This window comes from Williamsia limnetica, assembly GCF_003217475.1.
In the GTDB taxonomy this organism is placed as follows: Bacteria; Actinomycetota; Actinomycetes; order Mycobacteriales; family Mycobacteriaceae; genus Williamsia; species Williamsia limnetica.
Genome location: NZ_QJSP01000007.1, coordinates 56,767 through 77,660, shown reverse-complemented (window position 1 = coordinate 77,660; position 20,894 = coordinate 56,767). Strand labels below are relative to the sequence as shown.

The following is a 20,894-nucleotide window of genomic DNA, read 5'->3' as shown; positions in this document are numbered from 1 at the left end:
GATACGGGTGGGTCAGTGACAGTGCGGCGCCGTGTCACCACCTCGGCCCAAGTAGCGTGAGGACCGAGAACGGTTGGGCTGGCGAGGAGGTGCCGCGTGCGTGGCGACGGCGACGGATGGGTTTTCGACGCGGACGGATCGCGGTACTGGGGTCGGCACGGTGCCGCCGGACTGCTCCTGTTCACATCTAGTGAAACGAGCGCGGCGCTGATTCTGTTACAGCACCGCGCGGTCTGGAGCCATCAGGGTGGGACGTGGGCGCTGCCAGGTGGGGCCCGTGATTCCCACGAGAGCGCGGTCGACACCGCCACCCGTGAGGCCGACGAGGAAGCCGGCATCGCGGATGCCGAACTCACGGTGCACGCGGAATTGGTGACCCACCGCGCACCCAGCGGCTGGACCTACACCACCGTGATCGCCGAGGTCGCCGCACCGCTGGCGACGACGGCGAACATGGAATCGGTCGAACTGCGCTGGGTGACCACGGACGAGGTCGACGGACTTGCGCTTCATCCCGCGTTCGCGGCGAGTTGGCCCGAACTCCGGACGCAGCTCCTGGCGCTGGCGGGCGCCTGAGTCGATCGGCGGGGCCGCGGTTCAGCTGAGCCGGTTCGCGGCTGCGATCAGAGCGCCGAGCGCGGACTCTTCGCCGCACGGGCCGCTGCCCATCGACCAGCTGCGGCGTTCGTCGCGCTCACAGAGAAGGAACGTCGCGACGCCGCCCGAGTGGGGGTATTGGTGCAGGCGGATGATCTCGACGCCCGACCCCAACCGGTAAAGCATGTCCGAGAGCGCCGCGATGGCGCCGGACGCGGTCGCGGTGAGCGACGCGATCGAGTCGCCGGTGGCGATGGTGGCCTGGCACTCGAGCAGGTCATGGCGGCCCGGTGAGGCGGTCCAGGCGCCCAGCCGGATCGGTCCGGCAGTGGGGGCGTAGGTCTCGGTGAAGGTCGACCAGCTCATGCCGGTCGCCTCGGCGCGGAGTTCGGGCGGCAGCGGCGTTCGAAAGTGCGAGGCGCAGGAATCAGAACAGGTATCAGGTGAAGTCAGAGTTTTCATGAGAGCGGTCTTCCGGTGAGAAAAGGATGACCAGCAGATAGCACGACGGCCCGCAGCGGGGGGCCGGTCGGATCAGACCCCGCTACGGGTGCGTACTACGAGAATTCGCTTCATGATCGGTCCACCATAGACCTCAGCTTTTCGAGGACGCAAGCAGTGTCCGGCGCAACCTCTGCGCTGCCGCGCGTGGATCCGAGGCCGCAGTGATGGCCCTGACGACCACGATTCTGCTCGCGCCGGCCGCCACGACTTCGGGGAGCCTGGCTTCGTCGACACCACCGATGGCAAACCACGGCCGGTCCGTACGCAGGGCCGCGGTGTCTTCGACGAGGCCGAGTCCCGGCGCGGGCCGGCCCGGTTTCGTCGGCGTCGGCCAGCAAGGGCCGGTGCAGAAGTAGTCGACGCCGGGTGCCGTGGCGGCGGCGGTGGCCTCGGAGGTCGAGTGGGTGGAGCGTCCGATGATGATGTCGTCGCCGACGATCGTGCGGGCGAGGTCCACCTGCAGATCGTCCTGACCCAGGTGCAGGACGTCGGCGCCGGTGAGCGCGGCGATGTCGGCGCGGTCGTTGACCGACAACAGGGCACCGTGTCGCGCCGTGACCTCCGCCAGTGCCCCGAGCAGGTCGATCTCCTGCGCGGCTTCGAGCGGTCCGAACTCGCGTTCGCCCGCCGACCCCTTGTCGCGGAGTTGGATGATGTCGACGCCACCAGAGAGCGCTTGTTCGGCGAAGTCGATCAGGTCGCCGCGCTCGCGGCGGGCGTCGGTGCAGAGGTAGAGCCGGGCTTCGGCCAAGCGGTCGCTGCGTCGCGAAAGATCGGTGGGAGTCACAGGGACAGAATCTACCGGCGTAGTCTGTACAGCAATACACACACGGGTGCTCGAGGAGACGTCGGGCTGAGATCGGGGCGCGTTCCGTCCACGAGACCGTTACACCTGATCCGGGTAATGCCGGCGAAGGAAGGAGGTGCCGATGAAGACCCTCACGATTGTCGGCGGAGCTGTCATCGGCTTGTCGTGTGCACTGCGTGCCGCCGAGAGTGGCTGGGAAGTAACGGTTTACGAGCCTGATCAGACCTGCGCCGCGTCACGTGTCGCAGCGGGGATGCTGGGTATCGCAGGGGAGAGCCGTACCGGAGAAGATGCCTACCTCGCATTCGCCGAGCAGGCGATGTCCCGCTGGCCTGCCTTCCTCGAGCGGCTCGGCGACGACCGCATCGTGGCCGCCTCGTCGAGCCTGATGGTGGGCGTGGACAGTGCCGATGTCGGAGAACTGACTATGGTGGCCGACTGGCTCCGCGGTCGCGGTCATCCGGTGGAGCCGTTGACAGGCAAGGAGATACGCATACTGGAGCCCGCCGTCTCGTCCCGGATCCGCAGTGGCTTTCGCGCCGGCGGTGAGCTCGCGGTAGACAATCGACGGCTTCTGCAGGTGCTCTCGGACCGGGCCGCCGAAGCAGGTGTACGGACTGTTCGATCGCAGGTCACCGACCTCGCCGACGTGCGGGGCGACCAGGTGGTCCTGGCCGCGGGTGTGAATTCTGCGTTGCTGTCACCTGATCTCGGTGTCTATCCGTCGAAGGGCGAGGTCCTGCGCCTGGGGTGGGCGACGGGAGCGCTGCCGCCGCCTGAACATGTTGTCCGCGGCCGTATCAACGGGCGAGCTGTCTATGTCGTGCCTCGGCACGACGGGGTGGTGGTGGGGGCCACCCAATACGACGGCGGCGACGATCGGTTGCCCGTGGCGGGTGGAGTCGCGGATCTGCTGAGCGACGCCATCGAACTCATGCCGTCGCTGCGGGAGTACCGGTTGCTCTCGGCAGAGGCCGGTCTGCGCCCGGCGACACCGGATGGTATGCCGCTGATCGGACGTGTCGACGATCGCACCGTGGTGGCCACCGGCCACGGCCGCAACGGCATCCTGATGAGCGCCATCACCGCGGAACTGGTGGCAGAAACACTGGCGGGCAAGACCATCGACAATCCTTCGATCGATGCAGGGAGACTTTCGTGGGCGACACAGTAATCGTGAACGGCGAGGCCACCTCGATACCGGACGGCATCACGGTGCGGTCCCTGCTCGAGCAGCTCGCCCTTCCCGACACGGGGATCGCGATCGCCGTCGACGAGACGGTGCGACCGCAGTCGACGTGGGACGACGAACTCGGTCCGTGTGAACGGATCGAGATCCTCACGGCGGTGCAGGGTGGTTGACGCAGCGGAGCGGAGCTCAACTGGATCGATGGTTGACGCAGCGGAGCGGAGCTCGACTGGATCGGTGGTTGACGCAGCGGAGCGGAGCTCGACTGGATCGATGGTTGACGCAGCGGAGCCGAGCTCGATCGGTGTGGCGGACGAACTCGTGATCGGTGGCCGAAAGTTTGCCTCCCGGTTGATCACCGGCACGGGCGGCGCGGCGAACCTGGCTGTTCTGGAGGAAGCCTTGATCGCCTCGGGTACCGAGCTGACGACGGTGGCGATGCGCCGCGTCGACGCCGGTGGCCGCACCGGGGTCCTCGACCTGTTGCGACGCTTGAAGATCGACGTTCTGCCCAACACCGCCGGGTGCCGTTCGGCCGCAGAAGCGGTGCTCACGGCGCAACTGGCGCGCGAGGCCCTGGGCACCAACTGGGTCAAGGTCGAGGTCATCGGTGACGAGCGCACGTTGTTGCCGGATGGGGTGGAATTGGTGGAGGCCACCACCCGGCTGGTGGACGACGGCTTCGTGGTGCTGCCCTACTCGAATGACGACCCGATCCTGGCGCGCCGGCTCGAGGATGCGGGAGCCGCGGCCGTCATGCCGCTGGGTTCACCGATCGGGACCGGGCTCGGCATCATCAATCCCCACAACATCGAGATGATCGTTGCCGGTGCCGGTGTGCCGGTCATTCTCGACGCGGGTATCGGCACCGCCAGCGATGCCGCCCGGGCGATGGAACTCGGCTGCTCCGGAGTCCTGTTGGCCTCTGCGGTGACCAGGGCCGTGGATCCGCCGCGGATGGCCGCAGCGATGAAGTCCGCCGTGATCGCGGGCCGTCTCGCGTATGGAGCCGGTCGTATACCGAAGCGGTTCTGGGCGCAGGCGTCGTCCCCTGAGCTCGATACCTGACCGGCACCGCGCCGAAGATCAACCGCAAGGATGAGGCGAGGGCGTGGCGCGCTCTGGCACACTGACCTTCATGATCAGTGTTCAGGGATTGACAAAGGTCTATGGAAAGAATCAGGTGGTCAGCAACCTGACCTTCGACGTGAAACCCGGTGTCGTGACCGGATTCCTCGGGCCCAACGGGGCCGGGAAATCGACGACGATGCGCATGATTCTCGGCCTCGACCGCCCGACTTCGGGTGTGGCGACCATCAACGGCGCCACGTACCAAAAGCTCAAGAACCCACTGACGCAGGTCGGCGCGTTGCTCGACGCCAAGTGGGTCCACCCCAACCGCAGCGCCCGGGGTCACCTCCGGTGGATGGCTGCAGCGAACGGCATACCGGCCCACCGCGTCGACCAGGTGCTCAGCGACGTCGGCCTCACCGAGGTGGCGGGGAAGAAGGCAGGCGGCTTCTCGCTCGGCATGTCGCAGCGGCTCGGGATCGCCGGTGCACTGCTCGGGGACCCCGGCGTGCTGTTGTTCGACGAGCCGGTGAACGGTCTCGACCCCGAAGGCATCGTCTGGATCCGGCAGTTCATGCGGGCGCTTGCGGATCAGGGCCGCACGGTCCTGGTATCGAGCCACCTGCTCACCGAGATGTCACTCACCGCAGAGCACTTGATCGTCATCGGACGCGGCCAGTTGATAGCGAACTCGTCCGTCAAGGACTTCACCAGCAGTGCCCAGGTCACGGTACGTGTTCGCAGCCCCCGGCTCGGCGAGTTGCAGTCGGCGCTGGCATCGGCCGGGCTGCGGTCGGTGCCCCTGCCCGACGACGGCACCGGCCCGGCGCTGAGCCTGGAGAACGTCACCACCGACCAGGTCGGTGACATCGCTGCCGCCAACGGCATCGGCTTGCACGAGTTGTCCGGAAAGACCGCCTCGCTCGAAGAGGTGTTCATGACGATGACCGCGGGTGCGGTCGAGTACCACGGCGACGCGTCGATGGCCTACAGCGCGCAGCAGCAACAGGCTCCGTACGGAGGTCCACCCCAGCAGGGGCAGGGGCAGTACGGCGGCCCGCCGCCGGGTGGGTCACCGAACCAAGCGCCGCAGCAGCCGAAGCAATTCGGGGGAGGACAAGCCTGATGTTGACCAATACCATTGCAGCTGAACGAATCAAGCTGCTCACCACCAGATCTCCGTACTGGTGTGTCGGAATCGTGATCGCCTTGGGGATCGGGCTCGCCCTGATCCTCGGATTGGTGACGAACGGCGAGAGTACGAGCGTCGAGACGAACGTGTCCGACTACGCCGTCGGCGTCACCGGATTCGGCATCACGGTCCTCATGATCATGGCCGTTCTGGCAGTCACCAGCGAGTTCCGGTTCGGCACCATCCGGACCACCTTCCAGGCGGTCCCGCAGCGCTACAACGTCCTGCTGGCCAAGGCAGTGGTCTACGGCGGCCTGTCTGCGGTGATCACGTTCGTGTTGACGCTGATCGCCTTGCCGCTCGGCAAGGCGTTGTCGGGTAGCGACGACGTCGACCTGCTCGGGTCACATGCCATCCGCCTCTACTGGGGTGTCCCGGTCTACGCGTTCCTGGCGGTACTGATCGGTCTGGGACTCGGTGCACTCATCAGGCAGACGGCCGGGGCCATCGTGGTCCTGCTGGTGTGGAGTCTGGTGCTGGAGAACGTGCTGTCGGCCATCCCGAAGGTCAGCGATGTCGCCGGACCGCTCATGCCGTTCCTCAATGCCAACCACTTCATCGATGGCCGCGACTACGGATTCGACTGGTGGTGGAACGAGTACGGTTCGCTGCTCTACTTCATCGTGGTCGCCGCACTCGTCTTCGGCGCGGCAGTCTTCGTCACCGACCGCCGCGACGCCTGATCAGACCTCGAGCCTCCACAGCGGGTTCACCGGTCCGTGGCCTGCCCCGAGGGGGTAGGCCACGGACAGTGAGCGGGTGACCCAGGCCTTCGCGAACCGGACTGCATCGGGGACCGAGTAGTCGTGGGCCAGAGCGCAGGTGATGGCTGCGGCCAGGGTGTCCCCTGCGCCGTGGTCGTGTCCGGTATCGATGCGGGGCGCGGTCAATTCGATGAACTCGCTGCCGTCGAACAGCAGGTCCGGACTGCTTGTGCTGTTGCGCAGGTGCCCGCCTTTGACCAGGGCCCACCGGGTTCCGAGCGCATGTAGATCCCGGGCGGCGGCCTCCTGGGTCGCTCGATCGACGACGTCGATACCGGTGATCAGCCGGACTTCGTCGAGGTTGGGCGTGATGAGGGTGGCGATCGGGATGAGGCGCGTCCGCAAGGAATCCATGGCTTCGTCGGCCAGCAACTGATCGCCGTGCATCGAGGCGCAGACCGGGTCGACGACCAGCGGTATCGCGCGGCCACCTCCGAGACCGACCTCGGCGGCGGCGTCCACCACCGCGTCGATGATCGCCCCGGACGCGAGCATCCCCGTCTTGGCCGCACCGATCCCGATGTCGGAGATGACGCTGCGCATCTGCGCCGCGACCACCTCAGGCGGAATCGGATGGAAACCGCTGACGCCGAGCGTGTTCTGTACGGTCACCGCCGCCACCGCGACGGTGGCGTGGACCCCACACAGCGCCATGGTTCGCAGGTCGGCGTTGATTCCGGCGCCGCCACCGGAGTCGGTCCCCGCGATGGTCATCACCCGTACCGGGGTCTGGCCGAGCGGGACGCGCGGCAACAGAGGCACAGCTTGGTGCACCGAACCGGCGCCGGCGCCGTCTTTCATGGTGTGCCGACCGTATCGAGTGGTAGATACACCTGGGCTCCTGCGTCCAGGAACTGCTGGGACTTGTCGGCCATGTCGGCGGCCAGTTTACGATCGATGTCGTCTTGGGTGACGAGGTTGTGCTCGCGCGCGTAGTCGCGGACGTCGGCGGAGATGCGCATCGAACAGAACTTAGGCCCGCACATCGAGCAGAAATGCGCTGTCTTCGCCGGTTCCGCGGGCATCGTCTCGTCGTGGTACGCCACGGCGGTGTCCGGATCGAGCGCCAGGTTGAACTGGTCGTTCCAGCGGAACTCGAAGCGCGCCCTCGACAATGCGTCATCGCGTTCCTGTGCCCGGGGGTGGGCTTTGGCGAGATCGGCGGCATGTGCTGCGATCTTGTAGGTGATCACCCCGACCTTGACGTCGTCTCGATTGGGCAGGCCCAGGTGCTCTTTCGGCGTCACGTAGCACAGCATCGCGGTGCCCGCCTGCGCGATCATCGCCGCCCCGATCGCCGAGGTGATGTGGTCGTAGGCCGGTGCGATATCCGTGGCCAGCGGCCCGAGTGTGTAGAAAGGGGCCTCCTCGCACAGTTCTTCTTCGAGACGCACGTTCTCGACGATCTTGTGCATCGGGACGTGCCCGGGCCCCTCGATCATCACCTGAACACCAAAGGCCTTGGCTCGCTTCGTCAGTTCGCCGAGGGTGTGTAGCTCCGCGAACTGCGCGGCGTCGTTCGCGTCGGCGATGGAACCCGGGCGGAGACCGTCGCCGAGCGAGAAGGTGATGTCGTAGCGGGCAAAGATCTCGCAGAGTTCGTCGAAATGTGTGTAGAGGAACGATTCTTCGTGGTGCGCCAGGCACCACGCCGCCATGATCGAGCCGCCGCGGGAGACGATTCCCGTGACGCGATTCGCGGCGAGTGGAACGTATCGCAGTAGCACCCCGGCGTGCACCGTCATGTAGTCGACGCCCTGTTCGGCCTGCTCGATCACGGTGTCGCGGTACATCTCCCAGGTGAGCTTCACGGGGTCGCCGCCGCACTTCTCGAGTGCCTGATAGATCGGGACGGTGCCCACCGGAACGGGGGAGTTGCGCATGATCCACTCACGGGTTGCGTGGATGTCTTTTCCGGTGGACAGGTCCATGATGGTGTCGGCGCCCCATCGCGTGGCCCACACCATCTTCTCGACCTCTTCGGCGATCGACGACGAGACCGCAGAGTTGCCGATGTTGGCGTTGACCTTCACCGTGAACGCCTTGCCGATGATCATCGGCTCGGACTCCGGGTGATGGTGATTGACCGGGATGACAGCGCGGCCCGAGGCCACCTCCGACCGCACGAACTCGGGGGTCATCTGCTCGCGTGCGGCGATGTACCGCACTTCGTCGGTGATCAAACCCGCTCGTGCCCAGGCCAATTGAGTGCTCGCACCGTCGACCGGGTCAGGTCGGTTCCAGCTGTCACGGGTGCGCGGCAAACCTGCCTCGAGATCGAGATGAGGGTCTGCGTCCGTGTACGGGCCGGACGTGTCGTAGAGGTCGAGGTGCTCGCCGTTCGACAGATGGACCCGGCGTCCGGGCACTCGCAGGTGATCGATCTGCTGATAGGTCTTCGAACTGCCCCGGATGGGCCCCGTGGTGATGGCAACATCGGCGGTTGCCCCGTCGATGTCCGGGATGTCGGTCTTCCGGGCACTGGTGGGTACAGAATTCGATGCGTCTGCCATTGCTTCTCCCTACGCCGGCATTATCCGGTCAGGTTCATTCGGTCGACGGCCGCCTGCCGTCATCTCAGCCCTCGGTTCGCGAGAGCCCCCGTGCGTGTGTGGTTACCGAACGCAGCCTACGCCAGCGTCAGGTGAGTTGCGCCACGAGTGTGCGTTTGTCGATTTTTCCGACCGCGGTGACCGGCAGCGAGCGCACCACCTGTAACTGGTCGGGCTGCTTGAAAGTTGCGAGCCCGCGGTCGGAGAGGAACGCCCTGATCGCAGGAAGGTCGGGTGCCGGGCCGTCGGTGACGATGGCCGCGCAGATCTTCTCCCCGAGGCCCGGATCGGGCAGCCCGACAACGGCTGCCTGCCGAATGTTCGGGTGCGCCAACAGATTCTCTTCGACATCGTCCGCCGCGACGTTCTCGCCACCGCGGTTGATGGTGTCCTTGATACGACCGGTGACCATCAGGTGCCCGGACGGCATCCGCCGTACCCGGTCGCCGCTGCGGTAGAAACCGTCGTCGGTGAACGACCGCGCGTTGTGTTCCTCGGCGCGGTAGTAGCCGCGAATCGTGTAGGGGCCGCGGACCAGCAGTTCGCCTTCGGATCCGTCGGGTACGTCGGCGCCGTTGTCGTCGACGATCCGCAGTTCGTCCAGATCGCTCATGGGTCTGCCCTGGGTGCGGTTGACGATTGCGTCGTCATCGTCGGCCCGGGTGTAGCAGATGAGCCCTTCGGCCATACCGAACACCTGCTGCACCGCGCCACCGAAGGCGGCGTTGGCGGCGAGCGCGTCGGGTTCGGCGAGCTTGGCCCCGCCCACCTGTAGTAAACGCAGCGACGAGATGTCCGCCGGTTCCCATTCGGTGGCAGCGGTCCAGACCTGGGCCAGTGCCGGCACGAGCGCGACGACGCTGACGTGATGCTTCTCGATGAGGTCGAACGTGTTGTCGGGCGACGGGTTGCCGGTGAAGACCGTGTGGCCACCCACCGACAGGACACCGAGCAGGCCGGGGCAGGCGAGCGGGAAATTGTGGGCGGCTGGGAGTGCGACGAGATAGGTGTCTGCTGAGGTCAACGCCGCGATCTCGGCACTGAGCTGGGCGTTGAACCGGTAGTCGTTGTGGGTGCGCGCGATCAGTTTGGGAAGTCCGGTGGTGCCACCGGAGACGAGGAACAGCGCGGGCGCATCGGGGTCGGGTGCCGGCGCGCCCTGCAGAGATCCGGGGTCGCCGTCTGGCAGCGGGGAGAACTCGGCCGGATCGCCCGTGACGAAAATGCTCTTCACCGTGGGCTCGCGTTCGGACAGCTCGCGCGCCAGACCGCGGTAGTCGAAATCGTTGCTCCGGTCGTGGCAGATGTAGCCGACCGCACCCGCCGTGCGCGCGAGGTGGGCGATCTCATTGATGCGATGTGCGGGCAGTGTCATGACCGGGGCCATACCGGCACGCAGCAAACCGAACAGGTTGATCGCGAAATCCACCGAGTTCTGGTTCTGCAGGATGACGCGGTCGCCGGCTCGGAGCCCGGTCTCGACGAACCCGGCTGCGCGTGCCTGCGCGGCTGCGACGAATTCTCTGTAGCTCAAGGTCCGGTCTGCATCGGAGATCGCGGGCGCGTCGGGGCGGGCATCGGCCTGGTCCCACAGCACCCGCCACAGCGGTAGGTCGAGCCACAGACCGGCGTCGCGGTAGCGGGCGGCCGCGGGGATTGGTTGATCGGTGAAACCGGTGGTGAGATCGCCGGTGGCGATGACGTCAGGCATGCGGCGGTTCCTTGCTGGGGGCGACGGGGAGTCCGGCTTCACGGGCGGAGGTTGTCTTCACTACAAGACTTGGCGCCCCGCATTGCTTAGGCTAACCTTCAAGCGGAACTTAGCCAAGCCTAAGTGTTGCACGGTCGCGTGATGCGGTGAGCAGAGGATGTCATGAGCAGAGCATGTGCCGTAGGAGTCCCGCGATGACGGCGATCATCGATACAGGGAACAACGACCACATCCATGCCGGCGTCGCTGCCGCGGCACCCGCCGAGATCTGCGCAGCGTGGGCTGCCGCGGACATGGTGTCCGACCATGTGGTCTACGAGCGCGAGAACCGATGGGTCTTCGCGGGGGGCTGCCGCGCCGAACTCCGGCTCACCACCGAGTCGATCACCACCGTCGCCGGTGACGTCGAGACCGTCGGGGATTGGACCGGATCACCCGCTGCCGCGATCTCGGACGCGCTGTCGACATTGCCGTTCCCGCACTGGCGCGTCTACGGCTGGGTGGGTTTCGATTTCTGTGCTCCCGGTCTCGGTGCCGGTCACCATCTGGCAGCGGGCAGCGTTCTCGCCCACCTCATCGTTCCGGAGTTCGAGGCCTGGATCGACACCGATGGGATCCGTATCGAGGGTGCCGACGAGGCCACCGAGACCCTCCTGCGCGAGATAGCAGCCGCCGCCGGTCGCACCGATCCGAGTGCACCGCGACCACTCCCGGTCCACGAGGACACCTCCGACTACCGCGCACGCGTGGCGACCGCCGTCGCCGAGATCCATCGCGGCGACTACGAGAAGGTGATCATCTCCCGTGCGGTGGAGGTCCCGTTCGACGTCGACATCGCTGCCACCTACGCCGAAGGCCGCCGGAACAACAATCCGGCGAGGTCTTTCCTGCTGCGACTAGGTGGCCTCGAGGCGGCCGGATTCAGCCCCGAACTCGTCGGTGCCGTCGACGCCGCCGGGACCTTGGTCACCGAACCGCTGGCCGGGACCCGTGCTTTCGGTCGATCGGAGGAACTGGATCGTTCGGCGCGTGCCGAATTGATCTCCGACGCGAAAGAAATCGTCGAACACGCGGTGTCGGTGCGCACCTCGTTCGCAGAGGTCCAATCCGTCGCCGTTCCCGGCACCACCGCGGTCACCGAGTTCATGGTCGTCCGCGAACGTGGAAGCGTCCAGCACTTGGCTTCCACGGTCGAAGGCACCCTGGCTCCGCAGTTCGGGCCCTGGGATGGGCTCGAAGTGCTCTTTCCTGCGGTCACGGCATCGGGAATCCCGAAAGCTGCTGCGGTCGATGCGATCTACCGGCTCGAGGCCACCCGTCGTGGCCTCTACTCGGGCGCGGTGCTGACCGCGTCGTCAGAAGGCGAACTCGAAGCCACCCTGGCACTGCGCACCGTGTTTCGCGAGGACGGACGTTCGTGGATCCGGGCGGGCGCCGGGATCGTCGGCCAGTCGTCTCCGGACCGCGAGTTCGAAGAAACCTGCGAGAAGCTCGGTAGCGTGGCGCCGTATCTCGTCGAGCGTGAGTTGAGGTGAACTGTGTCGGCAATCGTGATTGACGAACTGGTCAAGGACTACGGCGAGATCAGAGCGCTCGACCAGGTGAGTTTCGCGGTCCCCGAAGGCGCCGTCCTCGGACTGCTCGGTCCGAACGGCAGCGGCAAGACCACCGCACTGTCGATCCTCGCGACCCTGTCGCGGCCGTCAGGTGGTCGCGCAACAGTTGGCGGTTTCGACGTGGTCGACGATCCCGCGCGGGTGCGTGAACTGATCTCGTTGACCGGTCAGTATGCATCCCTGGACGAATCACTCACGGCGAGAGAAAATCTCACGATGTTCGGCCGTTTGACCGGGCTCAGCAGGCGCGGGGCCCGGCAGCGGATCGGCGAGGTGGCCCGAGACTTCGGTCTCGAGGAATTCATCGATCGACGAATCGGCACCTTGTCCGGAGGCATGCGTCGCCGGGTCGACATCGCCTGCGCCCTGGTGACCCGGCCGCAGGTGCTGTTCCTGGACGAACCGACCACCGGACTCGATCCCCGCAGCAGGCAGTCGGTCTGGGAGACGGTTGCCACCTTGCGTATCCAGGGCATAACGGTGCTGCTCACCACCCAGTATCTCGAAGAGGCCGACCGGCTCGCCGATCAGATCGTCATGCTCGACCACGGTCATGTGGTGGCCGAGGGCACCTCTGAAACCCTCAAAGCCCGCGCAGGTAGCGCAGTGTGCGAGATCAATCTGCAAGAGTCGGCCGACCTGTATCGCGCGCGAACGGCACTGGCCGGGCTGGCACTGGTCGAGGACGGCGAGAGCACCGCCACCACACCGCATCCGCGGTTGGGGGTGGCAGCGCCGGACGGGATGGCCACCGTCGCACAGGTCATAGCCCGCCTCCAGGACCATTCCATCGAGGTGTTCGACATCGGCCTGCGTCGGCCCTCGCTCGACGAGGTGTTCTTCCGGTTGACCGGAACCGATCCCGAGAGCGCCGACAGCGTCACCGCCGCAGGCGACATCGGACCGGCGGCGTCGTGAGCGTCGCCGCGCCGATCGAGCGCGCGCCGGCGATCACCGCAGCGGTTCGCACAAGTGTCCGTTTCGGCCCTGCGCTGCAGGTCCTCTCGGTTCGCTCGATCGGCTCGGCCTGGCGCGACGGCGACCTGGTCTCGGGTGCACTCACCCCCGTCATCTTCTTCGTGTGCTTCTACGTTCCGCTGCACGGACAGTTCGAGCGATCCGGGATCGACTACGCGCAGTACCTGACTCCGGTGATCCTGCTGCAGACGGGGTTGTTCACCGCGATCATGGCGGCGCAGAACGCGGGCATCGACGCCGCGGCCGGAGTCCGCGACCGGCTCACCTCGTTGCCGATCTCGCGTTCGGTGCCGACCCTGGCCCGGATGTCGGTGGTCATCGTGATGTCGCTGGTCTCCACGACCGGCGGCCTCATCATCGGTGCCGTCTTCGGATTCCGTTTCACTGCAACGATCTTCGAGATCGCGGCATTCGTGGTCCTCGTGGTGGTCTTCGCGCTGGCGCTGAGCCTGCTCACCGATGCCCTCGGGTCGGTGCTCACCAACGCCGAGAGCGTCGGGCAGGCACTGATGATCCCGCAGCTCATCCTGGTGATGCTCTCCACCGGAATCGTCCCGGCAGCGGCTTTTCCGGAGTGGGTACAGCCGGTGGTCCGCAACTCTCCGGTCTCACAGTTCGCGGATGCGCTGCGGGCCCTGTCCACCGGGTCGGACTTCGACGCCTTCGCGCCGATCGCGTGGGCGATCGGTTTGCTGCTCGCCGGGGCCGTGGCCGCGCTCGTCGTCGGTCATCGGGCGGCGAGTCGATGAGTCAGGCGCAGGCGGCTCCACCGGACGTGCACCGGCGCCGCGTCGGTCTCGGAACCCAGAGCGCGGTGCACGCCATCGCTTTGCTGCGAGCGTGGTCCCGTGATCCCGCGGTCGTGGTGCAGGCGGTCGTCTTTCCCGCCTTTCTGCTCGTCATGTTCCAGCTGGTCCTCGGCGAGACGGTCACCGCGATGGGTGGCGGCGACAGCGTGTACGGCAATGTCGGGCTCGTCGCGTTGGTCGGCACCATGTTCGGGACCATCTCGACGGGATTGAGTCTGACCGCCGAACGTGAGAGTGGTCTGCTCGGACGGCTGTGGACGTTGCCGGTGCCGCGCATCGGTTTCATCACCGGACGGATGCTGGCGGAGATCGCCCGTACCGGGATCGGCACCATCGTCCTGTTCGTGGTGGCCATCCCCATGGGATTCCGGTTCGAGCAGGGAGTCGCACTCGGGGTGGCGGCCATCGGCGTGGCGATGCTGTGCTCCCTGGGCTGGGCAGTACTCGTCGTTGCGCTCGCCACGGTCTCGTCCGGCAAACAGATTGTCACCCACCTGGGTGCGCTGTTCCTGTTGATGCTCTTCTTCAACAGCGGATTCGTACCGGTCACCGAGTATCCCGGGTGGTTGCAACCGGTCGTCCGGTACCAGCCGATGAGTCCGGCCATCGACACGATGTCGGGGCTCACCGCCGGTGGTGCAATCGCGGCGCCCTTGGCGCTGACCCTGTTGTGGGTCGCGGGTATGACCGCGGTGTTCGGTGGGCTGGCCGTCAGAGGCTATCGCAGAGCTGCAGAGAACAGCTGAGATGAGGAAGAACGTCGTGAGTGGTCAAGCACCGGATGCATTGGGACTGACTCAGATCCGTGAACAGGTCGCCGCGCAGCTGGCGATGGCTACGGACGAGGTCGCCCTCGATGCCGATCTGATCGGATTGGGGCTGGACTCGATCCGGATGATGAAGATAGCCGGGTCCTGGCGCAAACGCGGTCACGATGTGAACTTCGCCCAGTTGGCCGCAGCGCCCACCGTGGCGGCATGGGCAGAGATCATCGGGGTGCCCCCGGAGTCCACCGTCGCGGAAGCTGCTGCGCCGTCGACCACTTCGGTGCCGGACGAGGCATTCGAGTTGGCCCCGATGCAACACGCGTATTGGATCGGCCGGTCGGCCGGGCAGGATCTGGGTGGAGTCGCGGCCCACCTCTACGTCGAATTCGACGGCTCGGACGTAGACCCCGAATCACTCCGCGCGGCGATCGGCGGACTCGCGGCCGCACACCCGATGTTGCGTGCGCAGATCCTGCCCGACGGCACCCAGCAGATCTTGCGGGCTCCGGGGCGCGAGGTGTTCGCCGTCGTCGATCTGCGCGATCTCTCCGATGGTGATCTCGAAGAGCGCCTGCAAGCGATCCGGGACACCAAGTCCCATCAGGTGCTGCCCATCTCGGATGGTCAGGTCTTCGACGTCACGCTGTCGTTGCTGCCGGAGAAAAAGACGCGGCTGCACGTGGACGTCGACATGATCGCGGGCGATGCGATGAGTTATCGCACCATGCTCGCAGACCTCGCCGCGCTGTACCGGGGTGTTGCGGTCAGTGCGGTGGACTTCAGTTACCGCGACTACCTGGCGTGGCGGGATGCCAACCCGGATCCGGCCCGTGACCGCGACCGGGATTGGTGGCACGATCGGTTGCCGGAACTACCAGCGGCACCGTCGCTTCCCCTCGTGCCGCAGTCGCAGCGGACAGACGAGAACCGCGTCGTCCGCCACCATCACTGGATCGACGCCGATGCCAAGGCCGCGCTCGCCGCAGCCGCGCAGGAGCGCGGTGTCACGATGGCGATGGCGCTCGCCTCGGTGTTCGCGGAGTCGATCGCCCGCTGGTCCAGTGCCCCCCGATTCCTGCTGAATCTGCCGCTGTTCCATCGCGAACCTGCGCATCCCGACGTCGACCGGCTCGTCGGTGATTTCACGACGTCGGTGCTACTCGATGTCGATGCATCGGCCCCGACGACCATTGTCGAACGCGCCCGTCAGATACAGAAGACCATGCATGCAAACGGTTCTCATGCGTCATACAGCGGGCTCGAGGTCCTGCGGGACCTCGGCAGGTTTCGCGGCGAACAGGTCCTTGCCCCGGTGGTCTACACCAGCGCCATCAACCTCGGGGAGCTCTTCTCGGACGAAGTCGTCTCCACCTTCGGCGAACCCGGATGGATTGTGTCGCAGGGTCCCCAGGTGCTGCTCGACGCACAGGTCACCGAGCTACGCGGCGGCCTGTTGCTGAACTGGGACGTCCGGGAATCGGCCTTTTGCCCGGGGGTGATCGACGCGATGTTCGCGCAGTATCGAGGGGCGGTGGACCGGTTGACGATGTCCGCCGCCGCATGGGAGGCCGACACCACCGGCCACCTGCCGCTCGACCAGCGGGCGACGCGCGACAGCGTCAACGCAACCGACTTCCCGACGAGTGACGATGTCTTGCACGAAGGCTTCTTCCGCTGGGCGGCAGCGACCCCGGAGGCACCCGCGATCCGGTTCGACATCGACGGAATGCTGACCTATCGGGAGGTGTCCGCGAGAGCTCTGGCGGTGGCCGGTGCGCTGCGTGATGCCGGGGTGCGGGTCGGGCAGGCTGTGGCCGTCCAGCTGCCCAAGGGCCCCGAACAGATCATCGCGACCCTCGGAATCCTGGCTGCCGGTGGGACATACGTTCCGGTCGCACACGATCAGCCGGCGGCACGCCGTGCCCACATCCTCACGGTCGGCGACGTCGTGGCCTGGCTCGGTGTGGATGCGACCTCCGGGCAGCAACCCGATGCGATGGTGACGCTGTCGTATGCGGACGCCGTAGGTCATCGTGATCCGCTCGCAGCCGCGGTGATCCCGCACCGAGAGGCGCCGGCCTACGTCCTGTTCACCTCCGGCTCCACCGGGATCCCGAAGGGCGTACAGGTCCCGCATCGGGCAGTGATGAACACCATCGAGGACCTGCATCATCGCTTCGCCGTCACCGCGGCCGACAGCGCGCTGCTCGTGTCGAATCTCGAGTTCGACCTGTCGATCTACGACATCTTCGGCCTGTGGGGCGTCGGCGGTACCGTCGTCACCCTCACCGATGCCCAGCGCGCGAACCCGGACACCTGGGTCGACCTGATCGAACGGCACTCGGTCACCCTGCTCGCCTGCGTCCCGAGCCTGCTCGACATGTTGCTCAACGCGACGCCTGCCGGCAGCACTGCCCTGATCTCGGTGCGAGCGGTGTTCCTCGGCGGGGACTGGGTGGGCGTCGACCTCCCCAGGCGCATGGCTGCCCTGTCGCCGGGTGTCCGGGTCGCCGGGCTCGGCGGCACCACCGAAACCGCCATTCACGCCACCATCTGTGAAACCGTCGATCCGCCGGACCACTGGGCGGCCGTGCCCTACGGAGTGCCGCTGCACAACGTCCAGTGCAGGGTGGTAGATGCCGCGGGCAACGACTGCCCGGACTGGGTCGCCGGCGAATTGTGGATCGGGGGTGCCGGCGTCGCACTCGGCTACCGGAACGATCCCGAACGCACCGCCGACCGGTTCGTCCGGCAATCCGGCCAGAATTGGTATCGCACCGGCGATCTCGCCAGGTACTGGCCGGACGGTTGCCTCGAGTTCCTCGGCCGCGCAGACCATCAGGTGAAGATACGCGGATACCGCGTCGAACTCGGTGAGGTCGAAGGTGCCCTGCGGCTGCTGCCGGGGGTACACCGCGCCGTCGCGTCTGTCATCACCTCTGCCGCACCCAAACTGGTCGCGGCGGTGTCGCCCGAGCAAGGCGCCGAACTCGATCACGGCGCCGTCCTCGACGGTCTGCGCGAACTGCTGCCCGGCTACATGATTCCCGGACACCTGATGATCATCGAGGCGTTCCCGATCACCAGCAACGGCAAACTCGATCGGCGTGCGGTGCAGACACTGCTCGAATCGGGTGACGGCGAGTCGGTGTTCGAGGCGCCGGAAACAGCAGTCGAACGAGCACTCGCCCTTATCGTGGGTGAATTGCTGGACGTCGACGCTGTGGGCCGCGGCGACGACTTCTTCTCTCTCGGTGGCGACTCGGTACTGGCGACCACGTTGATCGCGCGGATCCGAGAATGGCTGGACGCACCGCAGGCGGGGGTTGCCGACGTGTTCTCCGGCCGTACGGTCGCCGCGATCGCCGAACGTCTGAAGGTGTCGGACAACTCAGGGGACCGGCTCGAACGCGTCGCCGAGATGTACCTCGACGTGCTCGCGCTCGACGATGACGAGCTGTCGGAACTGGTGTCGGAGTAGCCGATGACCGAGAACTCGATGACACCGGACGCTGCGGAGACGCTGCTCGTCGTCGGCGCCGGACCCAAGGCCCTGGCGGTCGCGGCGAAGGCCGCGGTGATGCGCGACCTCGGCCTGCCCGCCCCACGCGTCATCGCCGTCGATTCACATGCGGTCGGTGGGAACTGGGAGGCGGGCGGAGGCTGGACCGACGGTCGGCACCGCCTCGGCACCAGTCCGGAAAAGGACATCGGATTCCCGTACCGCGCCAGCATCGCTCCCGGCCACAATCACGAGATCAACGCCGCGATGATGGCGTACAGCTGGTCGTCGTTCCTGGTGGACCGCGGTACCTACGCCGAGTGGATCGACCGCGGAAGGCCCAACCCCCCCCATCACAACTGGGCGAAGTATCTGCAGTGGGTTGCCCAGAAGATCAACCTCGAACTGGTGATGGGCACGGTGTCGTCCGTGTCCTCAGACGGTGCCGGGTGGACAGTGGCGGTGTCGTCGGCAGATGGCACCTCACGCACCTTGCAGGCCGACGGGCTGATGATCTCCGGCCCCGGCCGCAGTGACCGCGCCCTGGCGTCACACCCGAAAGTCCTCAGCATCGCCGAATTCTGGAATCTCGCTGGACGCAGGGAGATCCCGCCGTCCTCGCGCGCAGCGGTGATCGGGGGAGGCGAGACGGCGGGGTCGGCACTCGATGAACTCGTCCGTCATGACGCGATGACGATCTCGGTGATCTCGCCGACGGCGACGATCTACACCCGGGGTGAGAGCTTCTTCGAGAACGCCCTCTTCAGTGACCCGTCGAAATGGGCCGCGCTGAGCACTGTCGAGCGCCGCGACGTCATCCGGCGAACCGATCGAGGGGTCTTCTCGGTACGGGTGCAGGAGACACTGATCGGGGATGCGCGAGTACATCACTTGCAGGGCCGGGTGGTTCGGGTCGCCGATCAGGCCGGCTCGGTTGCGCTGACCCTGCACAACGAGCTACGTTCGGCGCAGACACACACCTTCGATCTGGTGGTGGACGCCACCGGTGGTCAGCCCCTGTGGTTCATGGAGCTGTTCGACTCGGCCACAACAGATCTGCTCGAACTGGCGATCGGCTGGCCGCTGGACTCTGAGCGTCTGGAGCTGTCGATCGGATATGACCTGGCGGTGACCGGCCTGGAGCCGAAGCTGTATCTGCCGAACCTGGCCGGATTCGCCCAGGGACCAGGGTTCCCGAACCTGAGCTGCCTCGGCGAGCTGTCCAACCGTGTTCTGCGCTCCGACGGCGCAAAAGCCAAGGATGCGAAGAACTCACAGGCCCGATCGGGGCGCCGGTGACCTGCGGTGGCGTTCTCTCAGGAACGTTTCATGGTGTGCAGCGCAATGCGCCTGCCGGGCCGCACGTCGAACTCACCGAGTTCGGTGTAACCCCGTTTCTGCAACGCCCGCCGCATCCGGGTGTTGCGGTGGTCCGGGTCGACGATGATGGTGTCGCACCGGGGCTCCGCGGCGAAGATCGCGTCGGCGAGCTGCGCCATCCAAGCCGAGATGATGCCCCGGTCAAGGAATTCCGTTGGACCGGTGGCGATGTGGAAACCCATGTCGTGGGGATCCGCGTCGTACACCGTGGCGTTCTCGTCGCGGGCAGCTCGGTACAGCTCCACGTACGCGACCTCGATCATTCCTTCCGCGTCGTCTATACCGAGCGACGACGGATCGAACCCGTCGAACTTCGAGACATCGACACCGAGGATGCACGGCCGCGAGTAATCGCCGGCCAACCGGGCCGCGGAGTCGGCGCGCCACTCCTCACGCGTCCACGGTTGCTCCCACGACTCCACCAGATGTGGCAACGACATCCACCTCGCGATGGTGTCGGGATCGGCGCTGTCGGGGTCGACCGGCCGCAGCGCATACGGAGTGGCGAACGTCGGGACCACCGGCGGGCCCGCCGCCCTGACGTCGTCGCCGACGTCGACTATTTCACGTTTCAGGACGTGCGAGGTCATGGCGGTGGCGCTCCGTTCACGTGCATGCGGTCAGTGAAAGAAAGCCTACGTCAAGGCCTCGCGGCCTCCGCAATACCGCCGAACATGAGGAGCACCACCCAATGTCACGTGATCTCGGATGGATCAGGCAATTCCACAAGCCCACCTCGGCTGACAACTCGCCGCTGCTGATCTTCCCGCACGCGGGCAGCGGTGCCTCGACCTACCGGACGTTCTCCAAGCAACTGAGTGCAGATTTCGATGTCGCAGTCGTCCAGTATCCCGGTCGGCAGGACCGCGCCCTGGTGGCGCCTGCGCACACCCTGCCCGAACTCGCCCGCGGCGCGTTCGATGAGTTTCTGTCGTCTCGCTGGAATCGGCAGGCCCCGATCACGGTCTTCGGCCACAGCATGGGTGCGATCGTGGCGTTCGAGTTCGTCCGGCTCGCCGAGGCGGCCGGCGTGGACGTACGGCTGCTGGGGGTCTCGGCTGCGGTGGCACCGTCACAGGTCGAGAATCTGCCGCCGCACCCCACCGAGGATCAGGAGTTGCTCGCACATCTGTCGGCGCTCAACGGTACCGGCGGTGATGTGCTGGCCAGCGCCGATCTCATGCGGATGGCGCTACCGGTGATGAAGATGGACTACCGCGCCTTCGACGCGTACTCATGCCGGGTCGACGTCACCGTCGGTGCCGAGATCCAGGCCATGGGCGGAGCGCAGGACCCCTTCATCAAACCCCGCGAGTTGTACGGGTGGTCCGCCCACACCACAGGAGAAAGCGGGGTGAGCGTCTTCGACGGTGGTCACTTCTATCTCGACGACAACCGCGAATCGGTCGCCGAACTCCTCGCGCCCCAACCCTCGATACATCGATAGGACCCGC

At 66.3% G+C, this 20,894-nt stretch carries 19 protein-coding genes and 1 riboswitch; of the genes, 13 read left to right on the top strand and 6 right to left on the bottom strand.

Annotated elements, in window-relative coordinates; genetic code table 11:
- Positions 1 to 96: 96 nt before the first annotated feature.
- A complete protein-coding gene (locus tag DFR67_RS12860) occupies positions 97 to 576 on the top strand; it encodes an NUDIX domain-containing protein (protein ID WP_110469943.1) in 480 nt (159 codons plus the stop codon).
- A gap of 21 nt (positions 577 to 597) precedes the next feature.
- Here the strand turns inward: DFR67_RS12860 and DFR67_RS12855 are convergent, their stop codons facing one another.
- Complete coding sequence (locus DFR67_RS12855; RefSeq protein WP_110469942.1) at positions 598 to 963, bottom strand: hypothetical protein; 366 nt, start codon at positions 961 to 963, stop codon at positions 598 to 600.
- A gap of 229 nt (positions 964 to 1,192) precedes the next feature.
- Positions 1,193 to 1,888, bottom strand: coding sequence for a thiamine phosphate synthase (gene thiE / locus DFR67_RS12850; protein ID WP_110469941.1), 696 nt, complete (start codon positions 1,886 to 1,888; stop codon positions 1,193 to 1,195).
- Positions 1,889 to 1,920: 32 nt separating this feature from the next.
- A riboswitch (TPP riboswitch) is annotated at positions 1,921 to 2,037 on the top strand.
- Between thiE and thiO the strand changes: the two genes are divergently transcribed.
- From thiO to DFR67_RS12825, 5 genes are all read left to right on the top strand, one after another.
- Entirely contained in the window at positions 2,031 to 3,083 is a 1,053-nt protein-coding gene (thiO, locus tag DFR67_RS12845) for a glycine oxidase ThiO (RefSeq protein ID WP_110470110.1), read from the top strand. It overlaps the preceding riboswitch by 7 nt.
- Entirely contained in the window at positions 3,068 to 3,271 is a 204-nt protein-coding gene (gene thiS, locus DFR67_RS12840) for a sulfur carrier protein ThiS (protein WP_110469940.1), read from the top strand. Before thiO ends, thiS begins: the two co-directional genes overlap by 16 nt.
- Positions 3,272 to 3,371: 100 nt before the next feature.
- Positions 3,372 to 4,166, top strand: a complete 795-nt coding sequence (gene thiG, locus DFR67_RS12835; protein ID WP_170135218.1) for a thiazole synthase — start codon at positions 3,372 to 3,374, stop codon at positions 4,164 to 4,166.
- A gap of 70 nt (positions 4,167 to 4,236) precedes the next feature.
- Entirely contained in the window at positions 4,237 to 5,295 is a 1,059-nt protein-coding gene (locus tag DFR67_RS12830; protein ID WP_110470108.1) for an ABC transporter ATP-binding protein, read from the top strand.
- A complete protein-coding gene (locus DFR67_RS12825; protein WP_110469939.1) occupies positions 5,295 to 6,044 on the top strand; it encodes an ABC transporter permease in 750 nt (249 codons plus the stop codon). Before DFR67_RS12830 ends, DFR67_RS12825 begins: the two co-directional genes overlap by 1 nt.
- Here DFR67_RS12825 and thiD read toward each other — a convergent pair whose 3' ends face one another.
- The 3 genes from thiD to DFR67_RS12810 all read right to left on the bottom strand — a co-directional run bounded on the left by thiD (position 6,045) and on the right by DFR67_RS12810 (position 10,388).
- A complete protein-coding gene (gene thiD / locus DFR67_RS12820) occupies positions 6,045 to 6,887 on the bottom strand; it encodes a bifunctional hydroxymethylpyrimidine kinase/phosphomethylpyrimidine kinase (RefSeq protein ID WP_110470107.1) in 843 nt (280 codons plus the stop codon).
- Between the two features lie 35 nt (positions 6,888 to 6,922).
- Positions 6,923 to 8,638: a phosphomethylpyrimidine synthase ThiC gene (thiC, locus tag DFR67_RS12815; protein ID WP_245937918.1), complete on the bottom strand. Its 1,716-nt coding sequence runs from the start codon at positions 8,636 to 8,638 to the stop codon at positions 6,923 to 6,925.
- 127 nt (positions 8,639 to 8,765) lie between these two features.
- Positions 8,766 to 10,388, bottom strand: a complete 1,623-nt coding sequence (locus DFR67_RS12810) for a (2,3-dihydroxybenzoyl)adenylate synthase (protein WP_110469938.1) — start codon at positions 10,386 to 10,388, stop codon at positions 8,766 to 8,768.
- A gap of 194 nt (positions 10,389 to 10,582) precedes the next feature.
- On the opposite strand from DFR67_RS12810, the gene DFR67_RS12805 reads away from it, so the two are divergent.
- The 6 genes from DFR67_RS12805 to DFR67_RS12780 are packed head-to-tail and all read left to right on the top strand — an operon-like array spanning position 10,583 to position 19,359.
- Positions 10,583 to 11,923: a salicylate synthase gene (locus tag DFR67_RS12805; RefSeq protein ID WP_110469937.1), complete on the top strand. Its 1,341-nt coding sequence runs from the start codon at positions 10,583 to 10,585 to the stop codon at positions 11,921 to 11,923.
- Between the two features lie 3 nt (positions 11,924 to 11,926).
- Positions 11,927 to 12,922, top strand: a complete 996-nt coding sequence (locus tag DFR67_RS12800) for an ATP-binding cassette domain-containing protein (protein ID WP_110469936.1) — start codon at positions 11,927 to 11,929, stop codon at positions 12,920 to 12,922.
- Complete coding sequence (locus DFR67_RS12795) at positions 12,919 to 13,731, top strand: ABC transporter permease (protein WP_245937917.1); 813 nt, start codon at positions 12,919 to 12,921, stop codon at positions 13,729 to 13,731. The genes DFR67_RS12800 and DFR67_RS12795 overlap by 4 nt, the downstream gene beginning before the upstream one ends.
- Positions 13,728 to 14,537: an ABC transporter permease gene (locus tag DFR67_RS12790; protein WP_110469935.1), complete on the top strand. Its 810-nt coding sequence runs from the start codon at positions 13,728 to 13,730 to the stop codon at positions 14,535 to 14,537. Before DFR67_RS12795 ends, DFR67_RS12790 begins: the two co-directional genes overlap by 4 nt.
- Before the next feature lies 1 nt (position 14,538).
- Positions 14,539 to 18,039 carry a non-ribosomal peptide synthetase gene (locus DFR67_RS12785; RefSeq protein ID WP_110469934.1) on the top strand — a complete coding sequence of 1,167 codons (3,501 nt, stop codon included), beginning with the start codon at positions 14,539 to 14,541 and terminating at the stop codon, positions 18,037 to 18,039.
- Between the two features lie 3 nt (positions 18,040 to 18,042).
- Complete coding sequence (locus DFR67_RS12780) at positions 18,043 to 19,359, top strand: SidA/IucD/PvdA family monooxygenase (protein WP_245937916.1); 1,317 nt, start codon at positions 18,043 to 18,045, stop codon at positions 19,357 to 19,359.
- Between the two features lie 17 nt (positions 19,360 to 19,376).
- Here the strand turns inward: DFR67_RS12780 and DFR67_RS12775 are convergent, their stop codons facing one another.
- The gene (locus tag DFR67_RS12775; protein ID WP_110469933.1) at positions 19,377 to 20,030 is read right to left on the bottom strand and encodes a GNAT family N-acetyltransferase; all 654 of its coding nucleotides are present in this window, start codon (positions 20,028 to 20,030) and stop codon (positions 19,377 to 19,379) included.
- Positions 20,031 to 20,131: 101 nt separating this feature from the next.
- Between DFR67_RS12775 and DFR67_RS12770 the strand changes: the two genes are divergently transcribed.
- A complete protein-coding gene (locus DFR67_RS12770) occupies positions 20,132 to 20,887 on the top strand; it encodes a thioesterase II family protein (RefSeq protein WP_110469932.1) in 756 nt (251 codons plus the stop codon).
- Positions 20,888 to 20,894 lie beyond the last annotated feature (7 nt).

Excerpts from the sequence above, each read along its gene's own strand:
- DFR67_RS12855 (WP_110469942.1), bottom strand. The coding sequence starts at position 963 with ATGAGCTGGTCGACCTTCACCGAGACCTACGCCCCCACTGCCGGACCG.
- thiO (WP_110470110.1), top strand. The coding sequence starts at position 2,031 with ATGAAGACCCTCACGATTGTCGGCGGAGCTGTCATCGGCTTGTCGTGT.
- thiG (WP_170135218.1), top strand. The coding sequence starts at position 3,372 with ATGGTTGACGCAGCGGAGCCGAGCTCGATCGGTGTGGCGGACGAACTC.
- DFR67_RS12830 (WP_110470108.1), top strand. The coding sequence starts at position 4,237 with ATGATCAGTGTTCAGGGATTGACAAAGGTCTATGGAAAGAATCAGGTG.
- DFR67_RS12825 (WP_110469939.1), top strand. The coding sequence starts at position 5,295 with ATGTTGACCAATACCATTGCAGCTGAACGAATCAAGCTGCTCACCACC.
- thiC (WP_245937918.1), bottom strand. The coding sequence starts at position 8,638 with ATGGCAGACGCATCGAATTCTGTACCCACCAGTGCCCGGAAGACCGAC.
- DFR67_RS12810 (WP_110469938.1), bottom strand. The coding sequence starts at position 10,388 with ATGCCTGACGTCATCGCCACCGGCGATCTCACCACCGGTTTCACCGAT.
- DFR67_RS12805 (WP_110469937.1), top strand. The coding sequence starts at position 10,583 with ATGACGGCGATCATCGATACAGGGAACAACGACCACATCCATGCCGGC.
- DFR67_RS12790 (WP_110469935.1), top strand. The coding sequence starts at position 13,728 with ATGAGTCAGGCGCAGGCGGCTCCACCGGACGTGCACCGGCGCCGCGTC.
- DFR67_RS12785 (WP_110469934.1), top strand. The coding sequence starts at position 14,539 with ATGAGGAAGAACGTCGTGAGTGGTCAAGCACCGGATGCATTGGGACTG.
- DFR67_RS12780 (WP_245937916.1), top strand. The coding sequence starts at position 18,043 with ATGACCGAGAACTCGATGACACCGGACGCTGCGGAGACGCTGCTCGTC.
- DFR67_RS12775 (WP_110469933.1), bottom strand. The coding sequence starts at position 20,030 with ATGACCTCGCACGTCCTGAAACGTGAAATAGTCGACGTCGGCGACGAC.
- DFR67_RS12770 (WP_110469932.1), top strand. The coding sequence starts at position 20,132 with ATGTCACGTGATCTCGGATGGATCAGGCAATTCCACAAGCCCACCTCG.